Source organism: Lacticaseibacillus jixianensis (assembly GCF_003946485.1).
Lineage (GTDB): Bacteria > Bacillota > Bacilli > Lactobacillales > Lactobacillaceae > Lacticaseibacillus > Lacticaseibacillus jixianensis.
Genome location: NZ_RHOJ01000003.1, coordinates 62,194 through 82,454, shown reverse-complemented (window position 1 = coordinate 82,454; position 20,261 = coordinate 62,194). Strand labels below are relative to the sequence as shown.

Genomic DNA, 20,261 nt, shown 5'->3' with positions numbered 1-20,261 from the left:
TTCCTCCTACTTCGTCTCGCGGTGCTCCGTTTGGCGGCCGCAGTACTTGCAATACTTATTCAACACTAGGCGCTCGGTCCGCCTTGGGTTCTCCGGGACATAATAGTTCCGGTGCCCGCAGACACTGCACGCCAAGGCAACTTTTTTCACGGACATGATCAGCCCTCCTAGCTTCAGACTATGTTATCAGAAAAGCCCGGGCACTGCAAGGTCAGCCAGGATGCAGGCTAGAAGCAGTATGGCCTCGCTGCCGAAGGTCATCAGCAGGTTGTTCACGGCCGTGTTAAACGTCTTGGCTTTGTCTTGCACCGCCAGGAACCGGTCAATGTTTCGGCGCACCTGCGGCCACATGAAGACCACCAGCAAAACTGGCCACGGCAGCAGGCGCAGCCCTACCGCCAGCACGATGGCAAGAAAGGCCGCAGCCGGCAGCCACGGGTAAATTCTCAGCGCCCGCGCCTTACCCAAGTAGTAGGGCAAGGTGAAGCGCTGATTACGCTGATCCTGCGCTAAGTCGCAGATATTATCGGCAAACATGACCGTCCCATCAAGGATCACGATCGGCAGCGCCAGCAGAAACAGCGCGAGCACCACCGGCAGGTTGCCACTGAGGGCAAACCGACTGCCGGTGAGCGTCAGGGTGATCGGCTGCGGCACCACGTTCACAAACACCGCGATGAACACCGCGCCGAACCCTTCAACGGTGCCTGACAGCAGTTCCCCTGACGGGATGCGAGACAGGGGAACGGGCCCGAACGTGTAGAAGATCGCGACGAAAATCGCGAGGCCGCCGATCAACAGCAAGCTCAGATCGGTCCGCCATACAAGGAGCACCCCGGCCCCGACCGCAATGGCCAGAAACAGGCCCATCAGCGCTAAGATGCGCCGCGGGGACAGGTGCTCGCGGCCGATGATGTTTTGCGTTTGCCGGTAGTGTTCGTCCTTGGCTTTGTAGAAGTCTTGGACGTTGTTGAAACCGGTGACGAAGAGCGCAATGCTCATCTGACCGATGAAGTAAATCAGCGAGTTGACCCAGTTGAATTGGTGGAACCCCCACCAGGCGTACAGAATACCGAATAAGTACGGCAGGAAGCTGCACAGCTTGGCCGGCAGCCGGATCAGCTCGAAGAACAGCGGCCAGGTCAAGCGGCGGTAGGCATTTGCTTTCGCGTTGCTCATCTTCCCACCCCCAAACTGGCAACAAGGCTGACAATCAGCGCCAGGTTTGCGGCCACCAGCGTTTTTAACGACAGCCCAAACGTCGCTTGCTTATCCGGCCGCGCGGTGAAGTCGCTGGTCTGCCGCCAGACCAGCGGCAGTGGCACCAGTGCGACCAGCAGCGGCCACGGCAGCAGGCGTAGGCCAACCGCCACCAGCTCAGCCCCGAAACCGCACAGCGCCAAAAACGTATACAGCCAGGCCGCATACTTTTCCCCCAAGTACATGGGTAGTGTCACTCGGTGGTTGCGCTGATCTTCGGCAACATCGGACATATTGTTGGCCAGCATGACGTTGGCGATCGTCGCCATGGGGGTCACGCAGACCAACCCCAGCGCTAACAGCGCGCGCCAGTCCCCCGTCAAGCTCAGGCTTGGCCAGGCCAGCCGCAGATCCAGCAGCTTGCTTGAATCCACGTTGACGTAAGCGGCGATAAACGGGATACCGAGACCCATGGTCACCCCAGAGAACACCTCGCCCAGCGGCAGCCGGGACAGTGGCAGCGGCCCAAACGTGTAGAAGATCCCGATGCCAAAGCAGGCGACGCCGATCACCAGGAGCAGCCAGTCGGTGCGACTGCTCAGCAGGAGACCAAGGACGGTCGCCACCGCCAGCAGGCCGACCACCACGCCGCGCACCAGCTTCAAAGGCAGCTGCGCCTGACCGATGATGTTCACAGTCCGGCGGTAAGTTTCATCCTTCGCCTTTTGGTAATCCATCAGGTTGTTCAGGGCGGTGGTCATCATGTCAAACAGCAGCATCGCGACGAAAAACAACCCCGTGTTCAGCCAGTTGACCTGGTGAAAATAAACCAAGGCAAACCCCACGCCCACGCCGAACGGTAAGATACTGGCAAGCTTCGTGCGCGCTTCGACCAGCTTAAGAAACACTCGAACTGACATCAAACTCCCCCAAACTGATCACTTTAGCGTTGCCATCTGGTACCCAGAGTCCTTGAAGAGCTGAAACTTGTTCTTCAGCCCACTGGAAATATAAACCTTCTTATCTTTGGTGATGAAGATCGCCTGGGCGTCCTTCTGCTTTTCAATGAAGGCCATGCCGCCGCGCAGCCCCTTGTCAAACGTGGCCGTGGACAGCGCATCCCCGTCGACTGATTTCTTCGTGACGATCGAGACGCCCATCAAGTTATTCTCAAAAGGATAACCCGTCCGCGGATTCATCAGGTGTGAATAGTTATGCCCCGCCACAATTAAGTTGCGTTCGTAAATACCTGAGGTCACCACGGTGATGTTGACCGCCGGGACAGACCCGATTGCCGTCCCGCGCGGCTTTTTCGGGTCCTGAATGCCCACCGTCCACGGCCGATTAGTGGCCTTAGGGCTGTGGCCCATGACGAAAATGTTGCCGCCGAGGTCAATAATGGCCGTGTTGACCCCGTCCTTCTTAAAGACCTTGACCACCTCGTCGGCAATGTACCCCTTGGCAATGCCCCCAAGGTCGAGCTGCATGCCCTTTTTCTTCAGGTAAACGGTCCGCTTGGCAGCGTTCAGCTCGACGTCCTGGTAGTGAACCAGCGGCAGCACCGCGTTGATCTCGGCTTGACTAGGCTTGCGCGCATCCGGAAAACCAATGTGCCACAGGCTGGTCACCGGCCCGATTGCAAGGTCAAAGGCCCCTTCGGAACGCTGGCTGTAGCGCTTTGCGTACTGGATCAGCCGGAAAACGTCCGCAGAGACTTGGACCGGCTTTTTGCCAGCCGCCTGATTGACCGCGTCGACCTGCGACCCCTTCTGGTTGACCGTCACCTTGGCGGCCAGCGCCTTGACGCGCGCAAAGCCGTCGTCAACGGCTTTGGCCTTGCCCTTGTTGTAGACGCTGAGGGTGACGACCGTGCCCATCAAAAACTGGGTCCCTTTGTGCGGGGTTTGAATCACCTCAGCCTGCTTTTTGACGGCCGGCTTTTGGCTGCACGCCGCTAACGGCACAGCCAGTATCAGTAGCGCTATCAGCGCCTTGAGCCATTTCTTCATTAACTACACTGCCCCTTTGATTTTTCTTTATTATACGTGACTCTAGGTCAACGCGGCCACCCCGGTTGGTGAACGCGGCTGCTGCGCCTACCTGCACCTACTATGATCAGGCTGGCGCCACTGACGGCGGACAGCCTGGCCGGCGGAGCGGCTGGGCGGCGGGCTAGTACGCCGACAATGCCTGGAGCTAGGCTAGCTGTCCCACTAAAACCGCGAACCCTGCGCACCTTGAATAATCAGGCTCCGGATCGACAACGCCCGAGCGCCCAACTACGCCGTAAGCCTCGCCGCCAAAGTTCAGCGGCAATGCTTACGGCTAGGTTGGCCGTCGGGCTAAGTTCGTCGACCCTGCGCACCTTGAATAAATCGGGCTCCGAGTTCGCAACGTGGGCGCATCTAGCTACGCTCCAGACCTCGTCGGCAAAGTACGCCGACAATGCCTGGAGCTAGGCTAGCTGTCCCACTAAAACCGCGAACCCTGCGCACCTTGAACCAAAAAAGCAGCGCCCGCCTGGACACTGCTTTCGCGCGTAAAATCGTTGGCTTACTCAGCGTACACGATGTTCGAAACTTTAATTGGTGTCGTGGTACCAGCCTGAGCGGCATTGATCAGCTGCTGAGCGTAAAGGACAAAGGTGTCAGAACTGCTGGTCGCCCCGGAAACGGCATCGACTTCTGCAGGGTTCTGGCTCTTCACCAGTTCCTCATTCAGCTTCGTGGTGTATTCCTTCGGGCCAACCCCGTTGACCTTCTTCATGCTCTTCTCGTACTCGGCATCGTCAGTCTTGGACTTGCCGTTCTTGTCGATGTTGTCATACTTGCTTTCGGTAATCTTGCCGCCAGCAACGACGATGGAGAAGACGGTCCGGTAACCATGGGAGTAGTTCTCGTCTTCAATGGTGTAAGTCCCATCCTTCAGCTTGGCCGTGTTCTGCACTTCGATCTTCTTGGTGTTACCCGCTTGGGCAGCCTGCACCAGCTGCTGAGCATAGTTCCGGAAGGTCAAACTAGAATCAGTCGCCCCGGAAACCACGTCGATCGCGCCAACGTTGGCCCCGTTCTTAGTGAACGACTTATTCAGTTCCGGGATATACTCCTTCGGGCCAGTACCAGACTTAGCCTTCATGGTCTTTTCGTATTCGGTATCCTTGGTCTTGGACTTGCCATTCTTGTCAACATAGTCATAAGTTGTCTTGGTGACCTTACCCCCAGCAACCGTCATGCCCATCTCAACGCGATAGCCATGGCTGTAGCCAGCCTCAGCAAGGCTGTAGGTGCCATCCTTCAACGCCGCCCCCGCCGTCTGCTTCGGGGCTGCCTTGCTGGAAGAAGACTTCTTAGTTGTCTTGGTCGTCTTGGATGACGCCGTCTTACTTGACGACGAATCCTTGCTGCTTGAGTTGCTGCCACAAGCCGCCAGGGTTAAAGCAGAAACCGCAATAATCGAGATGCTTGCCAAAGTCTTAGATAATTTCATTGTCCTTACCCCTTTGAATGATTATCGATACGCTTTGTGTTATGTTTCACACAAGATAAGTGTAAACATGGCGTATAAAAAAAGCAACAAAAGCCGAATGTTTATGAGCGCTTTCTAATTTTGGATGGTCACGCTTCCAGTACCGGTAAAACAAGGCCTAGTGAGCTTGGCTAATGATTAGTAACCGATTTCTAATCACGCGCGAACACATGGACAACAACCGGCTTTTAAATGTATAATCAGGTTTGCAATCTAATTCATTTGCGGAATTATTCACATCTAAGGAGTGTTACCCATGGCGGAAAAAAATATCGTCATCGTGGGTGCTGGGTTTGCTGGCGTCTACGCGACGAAGCGTTTAGCCAAGCATTTTAAAAAAGACAAGGACGTGACGATCACCCTGATCGATCGTCACTCCTACTTCACCTACATGACGGAGCTTCACGAAGTCGCCGCCGACCGTGTGCCGGAAGACGCAATTCAGTATGACTTACAGCGGCTCTTTGCCCGCCGCAAGAACGTGAAACTGGTCACCGACACCGTGACGACCATCGACCGCGAAAAGAAGCTGGTCAAGACCAAGCACGGCGCTTATCCATACGATTACGTCATGCTGGGCATCGGCTCCCAGCCGAATGACTTTGGCACCCCCGGGGTCAAGGAGCACGGTTTTGTCCTTGGTTCATGGGAAGAAGCCATCGCTTTAAAGAAGCACATCCAGGACGTGGTGCGGCGCGGTGCTGAGGAACACGATCCTGACAAGCGCAAGGCGCTGCTTTCGCTTGTCGTTGTCGGCTCCGGCTTCACTGGGACCGAAACGATCGGCGAGCTGCGCGACTGGCGCGATGTCTTGGCCAAAGAGAACAAGCTTGATCCAAGTGAGATCAGCTTCACGTTGATGGAAATGGCCCCGACCATCATGAACATGCTTGACCGGTCAGATGCGAACAAGGCTGAACGTTACCTGACCAAGAAGGGCGTTAAGGTCATGAAGAACACCGGCGTTGTTGGCGTTCACGAAGACCACGTTGACCTCAAAGACGGTTCGACCTTCCCGACTGCCACGTTGATTTGGACCGCCGGGGTCAAGGCGACCGACCAGGCGGCAAACTTCGGCTTGGCGCAAGCGCGGGCCGGCCGGATCGTGGTCAACTCGCACATGGAAAGCCAGGAAGACCCGAATGTCTACGTTGTTGGGGACGTTTCCTTCTATGGTGGCAACTCCGACCGCGGCGAACCACAAATCGTTCAAGGCGCTGAAGCCAGTGCCAAGACCGCACTGCTCAACATTGAAAACAAGATGGCGGGCAAACCGGGCAACGTCGACTACAAGGCGTCCTACTCCGGCTTCATGGTTTCGCTGGGCTCACGCTACGGCGTGGCCAACCTGATGGGCATTTTCCATCTGTCTGGGTTCTTCGCCATGTTGATGAAGCACCTGGTCAACATGCTTTACTTCCTGCAGAACTACTCTGGGTACTACTTCTTCCAGTACCTGATGCATGAATTCTTCCGGACTCGCAACGACCGCAACTTGATGCGCGGTCACGTCTCCCGTCAGGGCAACGTGCTGTGGGCCGTCCCATCACGCATTTTCCTTGGCTTGATGTGGCTGGTTGACTGTGCCGGCAAGGTCTCAGGCAAAGAGTCCTGGTTCCTTGATAAGCTGCGCCTGCCGTTCGACTGGCTGCAGCCGGCAACCACCAGTGGCGCCTCTGCCGCCGGTGCGGACGCAACGTCTGCCGCCAGCGGTGCCGCCACCGCGGCCAAAACGGCTGCTCCGGCAGCCAAGGCAGTCTTCTCCCTGTCTTACCAGTACGGCAAGGAACCGATGATGGTCTTCGATAAGATGCCTAACTGGATGTACACGATCACCAAGGCGATGATCCCGAACCAAGACGTGGCCTTCTTCATGCAAAAGACGATGACCGTGATTGAAATCTTGATTGGGTTGGCCTTGGTCGCGGGCCTCTTCACTTGGCTGTGTGGGGCGACTTCCGTCATGTTCACCGCGATCTTCTGCCTCAGCGGCATGTTCTACTGGGTCAACATTTGGATGATCCCAATGGCCATCGCTGTGATGAACGGTTCTGGCCGCTCATTCGGGCTTGATAAGTGGGTTGTTCCTTTTCTACAGAAGACCTTCGGCAAGTGGTGGTACGGTAAACCAAGGGCCCTCTACGGCAGCGACGCGGCGAAGTAGACCAAACGTTGCCAGGGCTTAGGGTTCTGAGGTAGACTAGCCTCGGAACCTTTTTATTTGCGGAGTCGACTGCGGCCGGCTCCGCTGCTTTTTGGAAACCGGAAGGGAGGCCGCTTGGATGAGCCACAATAAGTATCTGAAAATGATTCGCCCGGGCGACATTATCATCATTGTGCTGCTGATGGCCGCCTCCTTCATCCCCTACATCGTGTTTGCCCGGCAGCAGGCCCAGCAGCACCAAGGGCCAGACCGGGTGCTGACGGCTTACGTGACCCACGATGGCAAACCGGTCTACAAGATCAAACTGACTGGCCACCATGGCGTCACCCGTTTTCGCTACCATGAGGGCAACGACTACAACGAGATCGTAACGACCGGCGACCAGATCGAGATCCAAGACGCCAACTGTCCCGATCAGGTCTGCGTCAAAAAAGGCAAGATCGCTAAACCGGGCCAGACCATCGTGTGCCTGCCGCACAAACTACTAATCGAAATCAAATCCAGTACCGGCGCCGCAGACGGCGGGATGGTGACGGAATGAGCCGCCCCTACCGTCCAGAACGCACCCGTCAGGTCATTTACATCGCCCTACTGTGCGCCCAAGGGGTGATCATTGGGCTACTGGAGCGCATGATCCCGTTCCCGTTTGCCTTTGCCCCCGGCGCCAAGCTGGGCTTGGCCAACCTGATCACGATCGTCTCTTTGTACACGATGAGCGTCTCTGATAGTTTCCTGCTGATGCTGCTGCGCCTGATGCTCACCACCCTGCTTGGCGGCACGCTTTCGACCTTTATGTACAGCGGGGCCGGCGCCATTCTCTCCTGGCTGGGCATGCTACTGCTCAAGCAGCTGGGCGAAAAGCGCGTCTCGATGATTGGGATCTCAGCGGCAGGCGGGATCCTCCACAACGTCGGCCAGCTGCTCATTGCCAGTTTGATCGCCCAAAGCTGGACCGTGATGCTGTATCTACCGGTCCTGTCGGTCATGGGCATTCTGGCCGGGCTGGCCGTCGGGATCGCGGCCAACTTTCTCTTTGAACATATCGCCACACTTAAACGTCTGCGGTTCGACCACGCGCATTCTAGAAGGAGTCATTCATGAAGATCCACACCATGTGGCAAGACTACCCTACCCTTGAAAAAGAGCTCGCTGCCACCCTTGATTTGATCGACCAGCACATCCATCCCGATAACCCGGCGGTGGCCAAGGCCCTCGTGCAGATGATCAACGCCGGCGGCAAACTCCTCAGGCCCGCCTACTGTCTGCTCTTTAGCCAGTTTCGCCAGGTCGATCGCCAAAAGATGATCGCACTGGCCGCGGCCGTTGAGACCCTACACACGGCAACGTTGATTCACGACGATGTCATCGACAAGTCCCCTGTCCGGCGCGGCGGGGCAACCATCGCCGCCCAGTTTGGCAACGACGTGGCGGTTTACGCCGGCGACTACCTCTTTGTCGTCTGCTTCCAGCTGATCGCCCACTACGCCTCAGACCTGCGCTCAGTCCAGCAGGATTCGGCCTCAATGGCGCAGATCCTCAACGGCGAGATGGCCCAAATGGCACGCCGCTACAACGTCGACATCACGATTGCCGATTATGAGCAGCAGGTAACCGGGAAGACGGCGCAGCTCTTTGCGTTGGCCGCCTTCATTGGCGCTTACGAAAGTGGCCAGAGCCTGCGGTTTGCTAAGCAGTGCGAGCAGATCGGCCTCAACATCGGCATCGCCTTTCAGCTGCTGGATGATATTCTGGATTACACCAGCTCAGCCAGCGAAATGGGCAAACCCGTCCATGAGGATATTCGCCAAGGCGTCTACTCCGCCCCGTTGATCCTCGCCATGACCGATCGCCGCGCGCAGTTCACCCCACTGCTGACCAAGCAGGCCGCAATGACCGACGCGGACGTGCAGGCGGTGGTCAAGCTGATCAGCCGCTACGATGGGGTCGGCCAGGCCCAAGCACTGGCCAAGACCTACACGGCAAAGGCCGTCGCCGGCCTGCAGCGCCTGCCCGATCGCCCGGCCCGTCAGACCTTGATCCAACTGACCGACCAATTACTCAGCCGCAAGAGCTGACCGAAAAAAGTCCTCCCTGCAAGCGCGGCGCGCAGGGAGGACTTTTGCGTATGGTCATGGCTTGGCGCAATGGCCAAGCTTAATTCAGCTGCTGGCTCAGAAACTGCGTGAACTTGATCTTACTCCGCTCGATCGCCCGCCGGTAAGGCAACGCCCCTTCGCCCTGATCATTTAGCACCACCAACAACCCGCGGCGCTCCATCGGGCTCAGGCTCGCCACGTACCCCGCCAGCTCAGAGCGCAGCACCATATTGTCTTCGATGCGCTGGCCCGAGGCAAAGCTTGGCGGCAGGATCGCCCCTGGATTGGCCATGACCACGGCGGTCGCATCGGCCGACCGCTTTTGCGCCAGGTGCCGGCGCAGCAGCGAATGGACATGCGATAGGAGGACCATGCGAAAGAACGGGCCGAACTTCGAGCCGGCACTCCCGTCATAGCGATTGATCGCCTTGAGCATTGCGATCCTAGCCTCTTGAAGCCAGTCATCCAGCGCAAAATCGCGGATATAATACGCCTTGATCACCGTGAGCACCATCGGCTTGTACTGCTCGAACACCTGGGCAAACAGATCCGAATCGGTGGCCGCCTGGCGAATCATGGCCAGTTCCTCGGGTGTCATGCGCTTCACTTCCTCCCCCAAATTTTATGAATCGCTTACATTTTATCAGTAAGGCCCTAAACTGACTACAAAACGCCCGTTTGGCCTGGCTTGTGAGACATTGTTGCGCAAGTCAAACCGCCGCGCCAGGGGCGTTCCGGACTAACAGGGCATGACCATTTCCCAGCGATTCACAAAAAAATTTTCAAACTTTACACTGCGCCCACCCCCGATGGTCAAACAAACCCCGCGATCCTCGCTCGTCCTAATTTACAATCGCTGGGGCTTGTCCTAGAATGGTTTTTATCAGCGCCATCTTAGCTGGCTCTTAATATTTTCACATTATATTCGTATTTCTTCGCTAAACTGGTGTTACCAAAGTTCAAGGGGGACTTATTGATGGCTCAATCAGCCAATACCGCCGCGGGGCAGCCGCGGTCTTCTTATATTAAGTGGCATCAGCTACTGCCATGGTTGATCCCGGCGCTGCTGATCGCCTTGTGGCAGCTTGCCGTCGCCACTCACTGGATCGATTCTGGTCTGCTTCCCGCGCCGCTTGCCGTGGTGCAGGACGGCATCAAGCTCTGGCAAAGCGGTGAACTACCCAAAAATATTAGCATCTCATTGTTCCGGGCCACGACGGGCTTTGTCATTGGCGGCCTTGCCGGCTTCGTCCTCGGCCTGGCCAACGGCTTATCTCACACCAGTCGCCTACTTTTTGATTCCACCATCCAGATGCTGCGCAACATCCCCCACCTCTCCTTGATCCCGCTGGTCATCATCCTTTTGGGCATCGGCGAACCTGCCAAGATCTCGCTCGTCACCATTGGGGTCCTGTTCCCCGTTTACATCAACACGTTTCACGGCATCACCAGCGTGGATCCCAACCTCATCGAAATGGGGCAGTCATACGGCCTCAGCAAGTGGCAACTGTTCACCAAGATCATTTTCCCGGGGGCTTTGCCCACCATCTTGGTCGGGGTGCGTTACGCGCTGGGGGTCATGTGGACCACGCTGATCGTGGCCGAGACGATCTCGTCTAATTCCGGGATCGGCTACATGGCCAGCAACGCGCAGGAATTCATGGACATGGACACCGTGCTTTTGTGCATTGTCATCTATGCGCTACTCGGCAAGGTCTCCGACTTGATCGCCAAGGCCCTGGAAGATCTGTGCCTAGACTGGAAAACCAAAGGAGGAGCCGCTAATGGCTAAACCACTGGTGACGTTATCCCACCTATACAAACAGTACGGCGATAACCACGCCCTGCAGGACGTTTCCTTCACGATTCACCAAGGGGAGTTTGTCGCCCTGGTCGGCATGTCCGGTGGGGGTAAAAGCACGCTGCTGCGGCTTATCGCGCAGCTTGAGCAGCCCACCGCTGGAACGATCACCTACGCTGAGCCCAATCTGGTCAAACGCGTCATGTTTCAGGACGATCGCCTGCTGCCCTGGATGACAACCCTCGCCAACGTGTCGTTCGCCGCGCATGACGCCAAGACGCAAGCCCGGGCCAAGGAGACGCTGGCCGCAGTCGGCCTGGCCGGTTTTGAGCAGACCTATCCCACCGAGCTGTCCGGCGGCCAAAAGCAGCGCCTGGCGCTTGCCCGGGCCCTGATGGCCGCCCCTCAGCTGCTGCTGTTGGACGAGCCCCTCGGCGCCTTGGACGCACTGACGCGGCGCAACATGCAGACGTTCATCACCCACATCTGTGACACCAACCATCTGACCACCCTGCTGATCACGCACGATGTCGATGAAGCCGCCCGCATGGCTGACCGGGTGATCGTCGTCAAAAATGGCCGCGCGGTGTACGAAACGGTCGGGGCTAAAGGCCAGGACGCGGAAACGATCGCGCGCGTTGGGGAATCTGTCCTGCGCGTGATCCTCGCCCCCGCTCCCGGAGAAGAAGGTGGCTCGCGTGACTGAAACCGCCCCGAAAACAAAGCGTAAATACCTTTATGAAGTGGACATCATGCGGATCATCTTCATCTTTGGGGTCCTGCTCAACCACACCACCACCGCCTTTTCGGCCTCGATGACCGATGCCAAGGGCTGGGCGCACATGAGCCTGCTGGCAACGCACCTGCTGATCCACTTCACCCGGATGGGCTTCATGTTCATCACGGGCCTGGTGTTGACGCTAAATTATTACCATCGCAACGACTGGCCGACCTTTTTCAAAAAGCGCTTTGCTGGCTCTGGCTGGCCTTACCTGTTGTGGAACGTCATTTTGCTCATTTTTAGCTGTCTGCTTGCCTTGCCGCCCTTCACGTGGCAGACTTTCTGGCCAACGCTGACTTCTGCGATCCTTCACGGCAACCAGTTCTACTTGTACTACATTGTGGTGACCCTGCAGCTTTACGTGCTGTTTCCACTCATGGTCTGGCTGTTCAAGAAGGTCCATGCGCACTGGCTGATCTTGGCGACGTCCGCGCTGGTGCAGTTGGCCATCGTTTACTTCATCAAGTATCACTACCAGTTCATGGACCGAACGCACTTGCCGTGGTGGCTTGCCACGTACGGGGTCAACGTCTTCACCTACCAGTTCTATTTCATCTTTGGGACGTTCGTCTCCTTGCACTACAAGGCGGTGCTGGCGTGGATCCGCAAATGGCGGTACTGGATCGTGGGGGCGACCATCGCGATGTCGATCGGCACCGTACCGTATTACTTTTGGAATCGCCTCTCCCTGGGGTATTCGCACGCGGCGGCGGTCACCCCGCACCAGCCGTACATGTTCGTCTACGACACCTTCATGATCCTGACGGTGTTCTTCATCGGCCTCAAGTACGCGGACTGGCGCCGGCACGGCATCCCCCGCGGCGTGGAGACCTTCGTCAAAAATGGGGCCAAGGTCTCATTTGGGATCTACCTGGATCAAACCATCGGCATCACCCTCCTGGATTACCTGCTCAAACAGTCGCACCTGCCTGACTGGGGCTACTTGGTGCTGATCCCCGTGGGCTACGCCTTGGTGCTGGGCATCTCATTTGCCCTCGCCTGGTTCTTCTACAAGGTGCCACCGTTTGGTATTTTGATTGGCCGGCCGCAGTGGCACCTATTGAAACGCAATCGTCAACCTAAAGGAGCAATCGCAAAATGACTCGTGTCAATGAATTACTCGCGGCCCAAACCAAGCGGCACGCCCAAGACCCCATCATTAAAGATCTCGGCTTAGACCGCTGGTTCACCGGCCAAGACCTGGACCAAGACGTGGCCACGCTGCAAGCCGCCCTGACTGCCGCAGGCGTCGGCCGCGGCGCGGTGCTAACAGTTTCCTTGACCAATTCGGCCGCCTATTTTGCCATCGACCAGGCAGCTTGGCAAATAGGCATCGCCGTTCACCCGCTGTCGCCGACTACTCCGGTCTCTGAACTGGTCGCGGACCAAACCGATCACGGCTACCAAGCCATGTTGGTCGATGCCGCCATGGCTGAGCAGCTGCACGGCGCCCGGTTTGCGCAGGTGGCGATGCCGCTGCTCACTTATCCCAGCGCCGTATTGGTCACCTTGCCTGCCACACTGACCACTGCCGCGATTGGCGATGACCCCAAGGAGGACGATATTGCGCTGATCATGTCCACTTCGGGCACGACCGGCAAGCCCAAGCGCGTCGGGTTATCGCAAGCCATTATCTACAACGCCGCGCGGCACAACGCCCCCAGCAACAGAATGACCAGCCAGTCTGTGGCGCTGATCGACATGCCGCTTTTTCACATTAATTCCCAGGTCATGGTGGGCCTGGCCATGCGGTACGCAGACGCCAAACTGGTTGTCGCCCCCAAGTTCTCGGCCTCCCGCTTTTGGGCCTGGGTCGCAGCCAATGGGGTGACCTGGACCGCCGTGGTGCCGACGATTGTCTCCATTCTGTTGCTGAACGAGAAGGCCAATGCCGCCTACCAGCGCCTGCAGGACCAGGTGCACCTCGCGTACGTTCGCTGCTCTTCCTTCTCGCTGCCTGAAGACCAGCTCGTTGAGTTCCAAAACCGCTTTAACACCCGGATCCTTGAAGGCTACGGCATGACTGAATCATCCAGCCAGTGCACCATCAACCCATACGACGCCCCTAAGATCGGCTCGGCCGGCAAGCCGGTCGGCACCGAAATGGCGATCCGTCATTCAGATGGCAGTTTTTCTGCCGCGCCGGGGACGGTGGGCGAAATCGCGATCCGCGGCGACCACGTCATTACCAGTTATTTGGATCCCCACCCGCACGCCTTCGAAGCCGGGTGGTTCTTGACAGGCGACCTCGGAGAGTTCGACGCCGATGGGTATTTATTCGTCAAGGGCCGCACCAAGGAGATCATCTCCCATGGCGGGGAAAAGGTCGCCCCTGCGCACGTCGAAAACGTCCTGGACGAATTAGACTTCATCGCGCAGCTGTGCGTGATCGGCACCCCAGACAAGCTTTACGGTGAAGCGGTCACCGCCGTCGTCGTGTCCACCACGCCAGGGATCAACGAAGCGGCTCAGCGCGAGCAGCTACTGGCGTACGGCCGCGCCCACCTGGCCAAGTTTGAGGCCCCGACGCAGGTCGTCTTCATGGATGATTTCCCCCGTAATCAAACCGGCAAGGTGCTCAGGCCGCAGCTGAAGCAATGGATCATGGAGGGGCAGCATGAAATCTAAACGGTTTAAAACTGCCCTGCTCCTCATCCTGCTGGGCGCCTGGCTCGCGGTTGCCGGTTACGGCTACACCCAAACGCGCCCAACCACCAGCAAAGAGGCATTGACGCGCGTCGTGATCGGTTTTCAAAAAGGTGATATCGTGGATATCTCCCGCCAGCACCAAGTCCTGGCGCAAAAAATGAAGGCCGCCGGTTATCAGGTGGTCTTCAAGGAGTTCCAGGACGGCGCCGCCCTCATGACGGCACTCAAGTCCGGCAACATCAACTACGCGCGGCTGGGTGACGCCCCGCCCGTAGTCAACCAGGCGACCGGCCTGGATCTGATCTACATCGGCGCCGGCGCCGCCAAGGAAGAAGGCACCGGCATCCTCGTCAAGAAAGACAGCGGGATCGATACGCTGGCCGCGCTGAAAGGCAAACGCATCGCCTACGCCAAGGGGACAACGGCGCAGTACACGATCATCCAGGCCCTGGCGAAGGCCGGCCTCTCGCTCAATGACGTCAAATTGGTCAACATGGACCAAAGCGCCTCCTCCGTCGCGTTCGCTAAGGGCAGCGTGGATGCTTGGGTGACTTGGGATCCCTTCACCGCCACGGCCCAGATCAACCAGAACGCCAAACTGCTGACGAACGCCAAAGGGCTGGCCAAGGACCGCGACTTCGTGGTCTCCTCACGGCGCTATGCGACCAAGCACCGGGCCATTTCCAAGGCGCTGCTCAAGTACATGAGCCAAGATATGGCCTGGGCCCGCACGCATCCTAAGCAAGTGATCAGCATGCAAAGCAAGATGCTCAAGCTGTCAAAAAAGATCATGCGGCTGACCGTTGAACGGCGCACCTTCGCCATGACCCCGGTCACCACCAGCATCGTGAAGGAGCAGCAGCAAATTGCCGACGTGTTTTACGAACAAGGGTTGATCAAAAAACGGATTCAGGTCAAGGACGCGCTGCTCAACTGACGCACGCCTCACCGCTGACTTCAGCACCAAGAAAAGACCGCGCCCGGAAATCTCATGATTTCCGGGCGCGGTCTTTGCGTTTGCTCGCTGGTTGGTTACTGGTTCTTCTTATCGTTTGGCTCGCGGCGGGTAAGTTTGCGCCGCGCGTGGTCGAGTTTGCTCAGCTGCTCCTTGCTCCAGATCTGGTTGCGCTTGGGTTCGCGCATAATGAACGGATCCGTGGAGTGGTTAAACTCGCGCTCGGAGCGGCGAATTTCCTGGCCAAATTCGCGCGAGGAGATGCGCAGGGCCCCACGCGAAAAGACGGTCCACTGCTCAGCCTGATCAGAGGTGACCACCGACAGCTGCACCAGCGGGCCATTGAGGTCGTTAGCCAGCCGCTCAATGTACGCATCGGCCGTTTCGTCCTGCTGGGTGAACACGACCTGCAGATTCCACTTGGAATAATTCTCCCCGATGCCGGGAACGTACATCGCGTCAAACACCACGATGATATCCGCATTTTCGTGCGCGCGGTACTCGGCCACGATGTCGAGCAGCCGGTCGCGGGCGGCAGCAAAATGACCGGTCGCCTTCAGCTTAGCTAGCTCGGGCCAATTGCCGATCACGTTATAACCGTCCACGATCAGCAGGTGCCGGCGCATCTACTTGCCTCCGCGGCTGGTAAACGCCTGATACATGAGGATCCCCGCCGCCACCGAGGCGTTAAGGCTCTGGACGTGGCCCACCATCGGGATCGTGAGGGTGGCATCCATCAGCTTGGCAACCCCGGGGCTGATGCCCTTGCCTTCGTTGCCGATCACCAAGGCGACCTTGCCCGTCGCGTTCCATTGCCGGAAGTCCTGCCCGTCCATGGCCGTGCCAAAGATCCACAGGCCGCGCTCTTTCAGCGTCTTAATGGTCTGCGCAAGGTTGGTCACCCGGGCGACTGGCACGTGCTCGATGGCGCCCGTGGACACCTTGGCCACAGTGCTGGTCAGCCCCACCGCGCGGTGTTTGGGAATGATGATCCCGTCAACGCCGACCGCGTCAGCCGTGCGCATGATCGAGCCCAGATTCTGCGGATCCTCCAGGTTATCCAAGATGATGAACAAAGGATCGTGCCCGGCCGCGTGCGCGAACAGGTCGTCAAGCGTCGCGTAGGCATACGGCGCCATGGCGACCATGACGCCCTGGTGATTGCCGCCGTCAGAGAGCAGGTCCAGCTTGGCCTTTGGGACCTGTGACACCAGGACCTTCTGCTTTTTGGCCTTGTCCACGATGGCGCGGACCGGGTCGGAGTTCAGCCCGGTTTGAACAAAGAGCTTGTTGATGGTCTTGTTGGAACCCTCACGCAGCGCCTCTTCTACCGCGTGGCGGCCAAAGACAAACTCGTCTTGGTGCGCGCGATCGGTGGGCTGATCGCGGTGCGGATCATTCCGCGGATTTAATTTGGCCATGCCCAGTGCCTCCTTCTTCGACAAAATCAATGCCCCATAATGCCAGGTCCTCAATGCGTGCGTTCTGCCCGGTCAACTTGAGGTACCCGAACAGGGCCTCAAAGCCAGTCGATACCCGGTAGGTCACCACGTCTGTATGCTTGGCGTGGGTATAACTCTTGGCGTTGCGCCCGCGCTTGTAGTAGTCCCACTCCGTCGCCGTCAACTTAGCTTGCGCCTCCATAGCGGCAATCAAGGCCGCCTGGGCCTTCGCCGAGACGAACGACTTGGCCGCGCGCTGCAGCTGATTGGGGCGCACGAGGCCGCGGTCCAGCAGGTGCTGGCGCACGTACACTTCCCACACGGCATCCCCCAGGTAAGCCAGCGCGATCCCGTTTAATTGTTTTGCGTCTGCGCTCATTTGCGGCGCCACCTCGTTCCTTGTGCAGTATCTTCCAGTAAAATACCCCGGGCCTCTAACTCATCGCGAATCTGATCGCTTTTGGCAAAGTCCTTCGCGGCCCGCGCCGCGTTGCGCGCAGTGATCAGCGCCTCAACATCGGCGTCGAGCAGCTCCGCTTTGAACTCGATCCCGAAAATCGCCAACCAGGCCGCCTGCTTGGCCAGCAGGTGCTGAAGCGTCCCTTCGTAAACCGTGGCCGCGGCTGCCGTTTCGTTCATCAGCTTGGCCAGCTCGTACACGACGGCAAGGCCGTTTTGCACGTTGATGTCATCGTCCATGGCGGCCACAAAGGCGGCTTCCAGGGCCTCGAGCTTGGCCTCAAGCGCAGCGTCCGTGCCGGCCTGCGCCCCGGCCAGCCGGTAGCTGACCGCATCCCGGGCGATCTTCAGCCGCTCCAGGTTGCGGGCCGCTTCCTTAAGCCCGGCCTCTGAGTAGCGGATCGGCCGCCGGTACTGAGTGCCCACCATCAGAAAGCGCAGCGTCTGCGGGGCGACGGTTTTCACAATATCGTGCACCGTGATGAAGTTACCGAGCGACTTGCTCATTTTCTCGTCGTCCTCGCCGATCGTCACAAACCCGTTGTGCATCCAGTAGTTAACGAACTTCTGGCCGGTTTCTGCCTCGCTTTGGGCGATCTCGTTTTCGTGATGGGGGAATTCTAGGTCCTGACCGCCGCCGTGAATGTCGATGGTCTTACCCAGCAGCGTCGTCGCCATCACCGAGCACTCAATGTGCCAGCCCGGCCGGCCGGCGCCCCAAGGCGAGGCCCAGGAGATCTCACCAGGTTTGGCCGCCTTCCACAGGGCGAAGTCGATCGGGTCCTCCTTGCGGGCCGTTTCCTCCGCATCGGTGTGCTGCGATGCGCCCTGCTCCAGCTCGTCGACGTTTTTGTTTGAAAGCTGGCCGTAGTGCGCAAACTTGCGCGCCCGGTAGTAAACGTCTCCGCTCGCCTCATAAGCGTAACCCTTCTGGATCAGGTCGGCCGCAAAGGTGATGATTTCCGGGATCATCTCACTGGCGCGCGGGTGCGCGGTGGCGGGCTCGATGTTCAACTTGGCCGTGTCTTCCGTGTAAGCGTCAATGAAGCGCTGGGCCAAGGCCAGCGGTGCTTCTCCCGTTTCGTGGGCGGCCTTGATGATCTTGTCATCAACGTCGGTGAAGTTGGACACGTAGTTCACCTCGTAGCCGCGGTACTCAAAGTAGCGGCGGATCGTATCAAAGGCGATCGCGCTTCTGGCGTTGCCGATATGAATATAGTTGTACACCGTGGGGCCACAGACATACATCGTGATCTTCCCTGGGACCAGCGGTTTGAACGGCTCTTTTTGCCGCGTCAATGTGTTGTAGAGTTGAAGCATGTAATGACCCCTTTCTAGCGTGCTGCCTTCCCCATTCTACGCGATTACCGGGGGCGTTGCTAGCTTGCCGCCAGTGCCGCCAAAAAGACCTTGCCGTACTTCTTCAGCTTGGCCTCCCCGACGCCTTTGACGTTCAGCATCTGCGCCTCGTCCTGCGGCTGCAGTAGGGCCAGCTGCCGCAGCGTATCATCGGAGAAGATGACATACGGCGGTACGCCCTGTTTTTGGGCCAGCTCGTAGCGCAGCGCCCGCAGCTTCTGGAACAGCGCCGAGTCCACCGCCACACTGGCGCGGGCGCGAACGGCCTGCTTTCTGGTCACCTTTTCCGTACCGCGAAGCACCCCCGCGCCCAGCTCGGTGACCCCTAAGGTCGGGTACTGTCCGCCTTGCGCCTGCAAGAAGCCACTGGCGGTGAGAAAATCAATGAAGCTGGTGATGTCCTTCTTGCGCATGCTGGCCATCAGGCCGTACGTCGAGAGGTCAGCAAAGCCAAACTCCCGGATCCGCTGGTTATTCGAGCCGGCGAGCACGTCGGCCACCATGCCCTTCCCGAAGCGGCCGTGCAGCCGGACGACACACGAAAGCACCTTCTGGGCGGATTCGGTGACGTCGACGGCCTCGCGCGTATCCAGGCAGTTTGAACACCGGCCGCACGGCTTGGACTCCTGGCCAAAGTAACGCAGGATGAACTGCTGCAGGCAGTCCCCGGTGTTGGCGTACTGGCTCATCACCTGGAGCTTGTGGTACTCGTTTTGCTTATAGGCCTCGTCGCCCTCGCTTTGGTCGATGAAAAAGCGCCGGATGCCGAGGTCATTCGGGGCAAATAACAGAATTGCCTCAGAGTCTAGGCCGTCTCGGCCCGCGCGCCCGGCCTCTTGGTAGTACGACTCCAGGTCGCCTGGCACCTGCGCGTGGATGACAAAGCGCACGTTGCTCTTGTCGATGCCCATGCCAAACGCGTTAGTGGCGACCATCACCAGCTTGCGGTCGAAGAGAAAATCCTCCTGGTTGGCATTGCGCGCCTGCTCAGGCATCCCGGCGTGGTACTCAGCCGCGCTGATACCGCGGCGGTCTAACAACTGATACAGCCGTTCGACTTCCTTGCGCGTGGCACAGTAGACAATGCCGCTTTGATCGTGGTTCAGCTTTAGGTAATCCAGTAAAAAGGTGTCCTTATCCTGGTCCTTGACCACCTGAAAGCTGAGATTGGGCCGCGCGAAACCGGTGTTGATGAAACCGGCCGCCGGGATTGCCAGCCGCTCCCCGATGTCTTGGGCCACCTGCGTAGTCGCCGTGGCGGTCAGCGCGATGACCGTGGGGTGCGACGGCAGCTCGCGCGCGATGCGGGTCAGCTCGAGGTAACTCGGCCGAAAATCGTGGCCCCACTGCGAGATGCAGTGGGCCTCGTCGACCGCCAGCAGGTCAATTTTGAGCTCGCTCAGCTCCTGTAAAAAGCCGCTCAGCTCCAGGCGCTCCGGGGCCACGTACAGCAACTTGTAGTCGCCGCGCGCCGCCAGATCCAACCGGTGATCGGCCTCCCGCGGTGCCACCGTCGAGTTAATGAACGTCGCCGGGATCCCGTTTGCGTTCAGCGCGTCGACCTGATCTTTCATCAGGGCGATCAGTGGCGACACCACCACCGTCAAACCGCTTTGAAGCAGCGCCGGGATCTGATAACACAGCGACTTCCCGCCGCCGGTCGGCATGATCACCAGTGTGTTCTCGTGGTTCAGTACCCGCGAAATGGCCTCGCCCTGGCCCGGGCGAAAGTCGTCGTACCCGAATTTATCTTTGAGAATGCTCTGCGGAGTTGCCGCTGCCATGGTCTGTCCCCCTGTTCGTATCATACTATTTTACCCGTGATGCGAA

20 protein-coding genes are annotated in these 20,261 nt (G+C 58.4%); 9 read left to right on the top strand and 11 right to left on the bottom strand.

Annotation, left to right across the window (positions count from 1 at the left end; genetic code table 11):
* Nucleotides 1-6: 6 nt before the first annotated feature.
* The 5 genes from rpmG to pplA form a co-directional block, all read right to left on the bottom strand.
* A complete protein-coding gene (gene rpmG / locus EKM85_RS02490) occupies nt 7-156 on the bottom strand; it encodes a 50S ribosomal protein L33 (RefSeq protein WP_125584692.1) in 150 nt (49 codons plus the stop codon).
* A 30-nt stretch (nt 157-186) separates the two neighbouring features.
* Nucleotides 187-1,179: a UbiA family prenyltransferase gene (locus EKM85_RS02485; protein WP_125584691.1), complete on the bottom strand. Its 993-nt coding sequence runs from the start codon at nt 1,177-1,179 to the stop codon at nt 187-189.
* Nucleotides 1,176-2,120 (bottom strand): 1,4-dihydroxy-2-naphthoate polyprenyltransferase, encoded by a 945-nt coding sequence (locus EKM85_RS02480; RefSeq protein WP_125584690.1) that lies wholly within the window; start codon nt 2,118-2,120, stop codon nt 1,176-1,178. Before EKM85_RS02480 ends, EKM85_RS02485 begins: the two co-directional genes overlap by 4 nt.
* Nucleotides 2,121-2,138: 18 nt before the next feature.
* Complete coding sequence (locus tag EKM85_RS02475; RefSeq protein ID WP_125584689.1) at nt 2,139-3,209, bottom strand: FAD:protein FMN transferase; 1,071 nt, start codon at nt 3,207-3,209, stop codon at nt 2,139-2,141.
* Between the two features lie 544 nt (nt 3,210-3,753).
* The gene (gene pplA, locus EKM85_RS02470) at nt 3,754-4,686 is read right to left on the bottom strand and encodes an extracellular electron transfer flavoprotein PplA (protein WP_125584688.1); all 933 of its coding nucleotides are present in this window, start codon (nt 4,684-4,686) and stop codon (nt 3,754-3,756) included.
* Between the two features lie 295 nt (nt 4,687-4,981).
* Here pplA and EKM85_RS02465 point away from each other — a divergent pair, with 295 nt between their 5' ends.
* From EKM85_RS02465 to EKM85_RS02450, 4 genes are all read left to right on the top strand, one after another.
* The gene (locus EKM85_RS02465; RefSeq protein WP_125584687.1) at nt 4,982-6,889 is read left to right on the top strand and encodes an NAD(P)/FAD-dependent oxidoreductase; all 1,908 of its coding nucleotides are present in this window, start codon (nt 4,982-4,984) and stop codon (nt 6,887-6,889) included.
* A gap of 118 nt (nt 6,890-7,007) precedes the next feature.
* Nucleotides 7,008-7,430 carry a NusG domain II-containing protein gene (locus tag EKM85_RS02460; protein WP_125584686.1) on the top strand — a complete coding sequence of 141 codons (423 nt, stop codon included), beginning with the start codon at nt 7,008-7,010 and terminating at the stop codon, nt 7,428-7,430.
* The gene (locus EKM85_RS02455; protein WP_125584685.1) at nt 7,427-7,990 is read left to right on the top strand and encodes a Gx transporter family protein; all 564 of its coding nucleotides are present in this window, start codon (nt 7,427-7,429) and stop codon (nt 7,988-7,990) included. The genes EKM85_RS02460 and EKM85_RS02455 overlap by 4 nt, the downstream gene beginning before the upstream one ends.
* A complete protein-coding gene (locus EKM85_RS02450) occupies nt 7,987-8,964 on the top strand; it encodes a polyprenyl synthetase family protein (RefSeq protein ID WP_125584684.1) in 978 nt (325 codons plus the stop codon). The genes EKM85_RS02455 and EKM85_RS02450 overlap by 4 nt, the downstream gene beginning before the upstream one ends.
* Nucleotides 8,965-9,043: 79 nt before the next feature.
* On the opposite strand, the gene EKM85_RS02445 is transcribed toward EKM85_RS02450, so the two are convergent.
* The gene (locus EKM85_RS02445; protein WP_125584683.1) at nt 9,044-9,583 is read right to left on the bottom strand and encodes a sigma-70 family RNA polymerase sigma factor; all 540 of its coding nucleotides are present in this window, start codon (nt 9,581-9,583) and stop codon (nt 9,044-9,046) included.
* Nucleotides 9,584-9,961: 378 nt separating this feature from the next.
* Between EKM85_RS02445 and EKM85_RS02440 the strand changes: the two genes are divergently transcribed.
* Genes EKM85_RS02440 through EKM85_RS02420 form a run of 5 tightly spaced genes read left to right on the top strand, consistent with a single transcriptional unit; the run spans nt 9,962 to nt 15,153 of the window.
* On the top strand, nt 9,962-10,777 hold the full coding sequence (locus tag EKM85_RS02440) for an ABC transporter permease subunit (RefSeq protein ID WP_125584682.1): 816 nt from the start codon (nt 9,962-9,964) through the stop codon (nt 10,775-10,777).
* Nucleotides 10,770-11,492, top strand: a complete 723-nt coding sequence (locus EKM85_RS02435; protein ID WP_125584681.1) for an ABC transporter ATP-binding protein — start codon at nt 10,770-10,772, stop codon at nt 11,490-11,492. Before EKM85_RS02440 ends, EKM85_RS02435 begins: the two co-directional genes overlap by 8 nt.
* Complete coding sequence (locus EKM85_RS02430; RefSeq protein WP_225418921.1) at nt 11,485-12,669, top strand: acyltransferase; 1,185 nt, start codon at nt 11,485-11,487, stop codon at nt 12,667-12,669. The genes EKM85_RS02435 and EKM85_RS02430 overlap by 8 nt, the downstream gene beginning before the upstream one ends.
* The gene (locus tag EKM85_RS02425; RefSeq protein ID WP_125584679.1) at nt 12,666-14,195 is read left to right on the top strand and encodes an AMP-binding protein; all 1,530 of its coding nucleotides are present in this window, start codon (nt 12,666-12,668) and stop codon (nt 14,193-14,195) included. Before EKM85_RS02430 ends, EKM85_RS02425 begins: the two co-directional genes overlap by 4 nt.
* Nucleotides 14,185-15,153 (top strand): aliphatic sulfonate ABC transporter substrate-binding protein, encoded by a 969-nt coding sequence (locus EKM85_RS02420; protein WP_125584678.1) that lies wholly within the window; start codon nt 14,185-14,187, stop codon nt 15,151-15,153. Before EKM85_RS02425 ends, EKM85_RS02420 begins: the two co-directional genes overlap by 11 nt.
* Before the next feature lie 95 nt (nt 15,154-15,248).
* Here EKM85_RS02420 and EKM85_RS02415 read toward each other — a convergent pair whose 3' ends face one another.
* From EKM85_RS02415 to recQ, 5 genes are read right to left on the bottom strand one after another with little or no spacing between them, the layout of a single operon-like run.
* Nucleotides 15,249-15,797 carry an NYN domain-containing protein gene (locus EKM85_RS02415; protein WP_125584677.1) on the bottom strand — a complete coding sequence of 183 codons (549 nt, stop codon included), beginning with the start codon at nt 15,795-15,797 and terminating at the stop codon, nt 15,249-15,251.
* Nucleotides 15,798-16,592 carry a 23S rRNA (guanosine(2251)-2'-O)-methyltransferase RlmB gene (gene rlmB / locus EKM85_RS02410; RefSeq protein ID WP_125584676.1) on the bottom strand — a complete coding sequence of 265 codons (795 nt, stop codon included), beginning with the start codon at nt 16,590-16,592 and terminating at the stop codon, nt 15,798-15,800.
* Entirely contained in the window at nt 16,567-16,992 is a 426-nt protein-coding gene (locus tag EKM85_RS02405; protein WP_125584675.1) for a Mini-ribonuclease 3, read from the bottom strand. The genes rlmB and EKM85_RS02405 overlap by 26 nt, the downstream gene beginning before the upstream one ends.
* The gene (gene cysS / locus EKM85_RS02400; RefSeq protein ID WP_125584674.1) at nt 16,989-18,392 is read right to left on the bottom strand and encodes a cysteine--tRNA ligase; all 1,404 of its coding nucleotides are present in this window, start codon (nt 18,390-18,392) and stop codon (nt 16,989-16,991) included. Before cysS ends, EKM85_RS02405 begins: the two co-directional genes overlap by 4 nt.
* Nucleotides 18,393-18,451: 59 nt before the next feature.
* Nucleotides 18,452-20,215: a DNA helicase RecQ gene (recQ, locus tag EKM85_RS02395; protein ID WP_125584673.1), complete on the bottom strand. Its 1,764-nt coding sequence runs from the start codon at nt 20,213-20,215 to the stop codon at nt 18,452-18,454.
* Nucleotides 20,216-20,261: the final 46 nt, after the last annotated feature.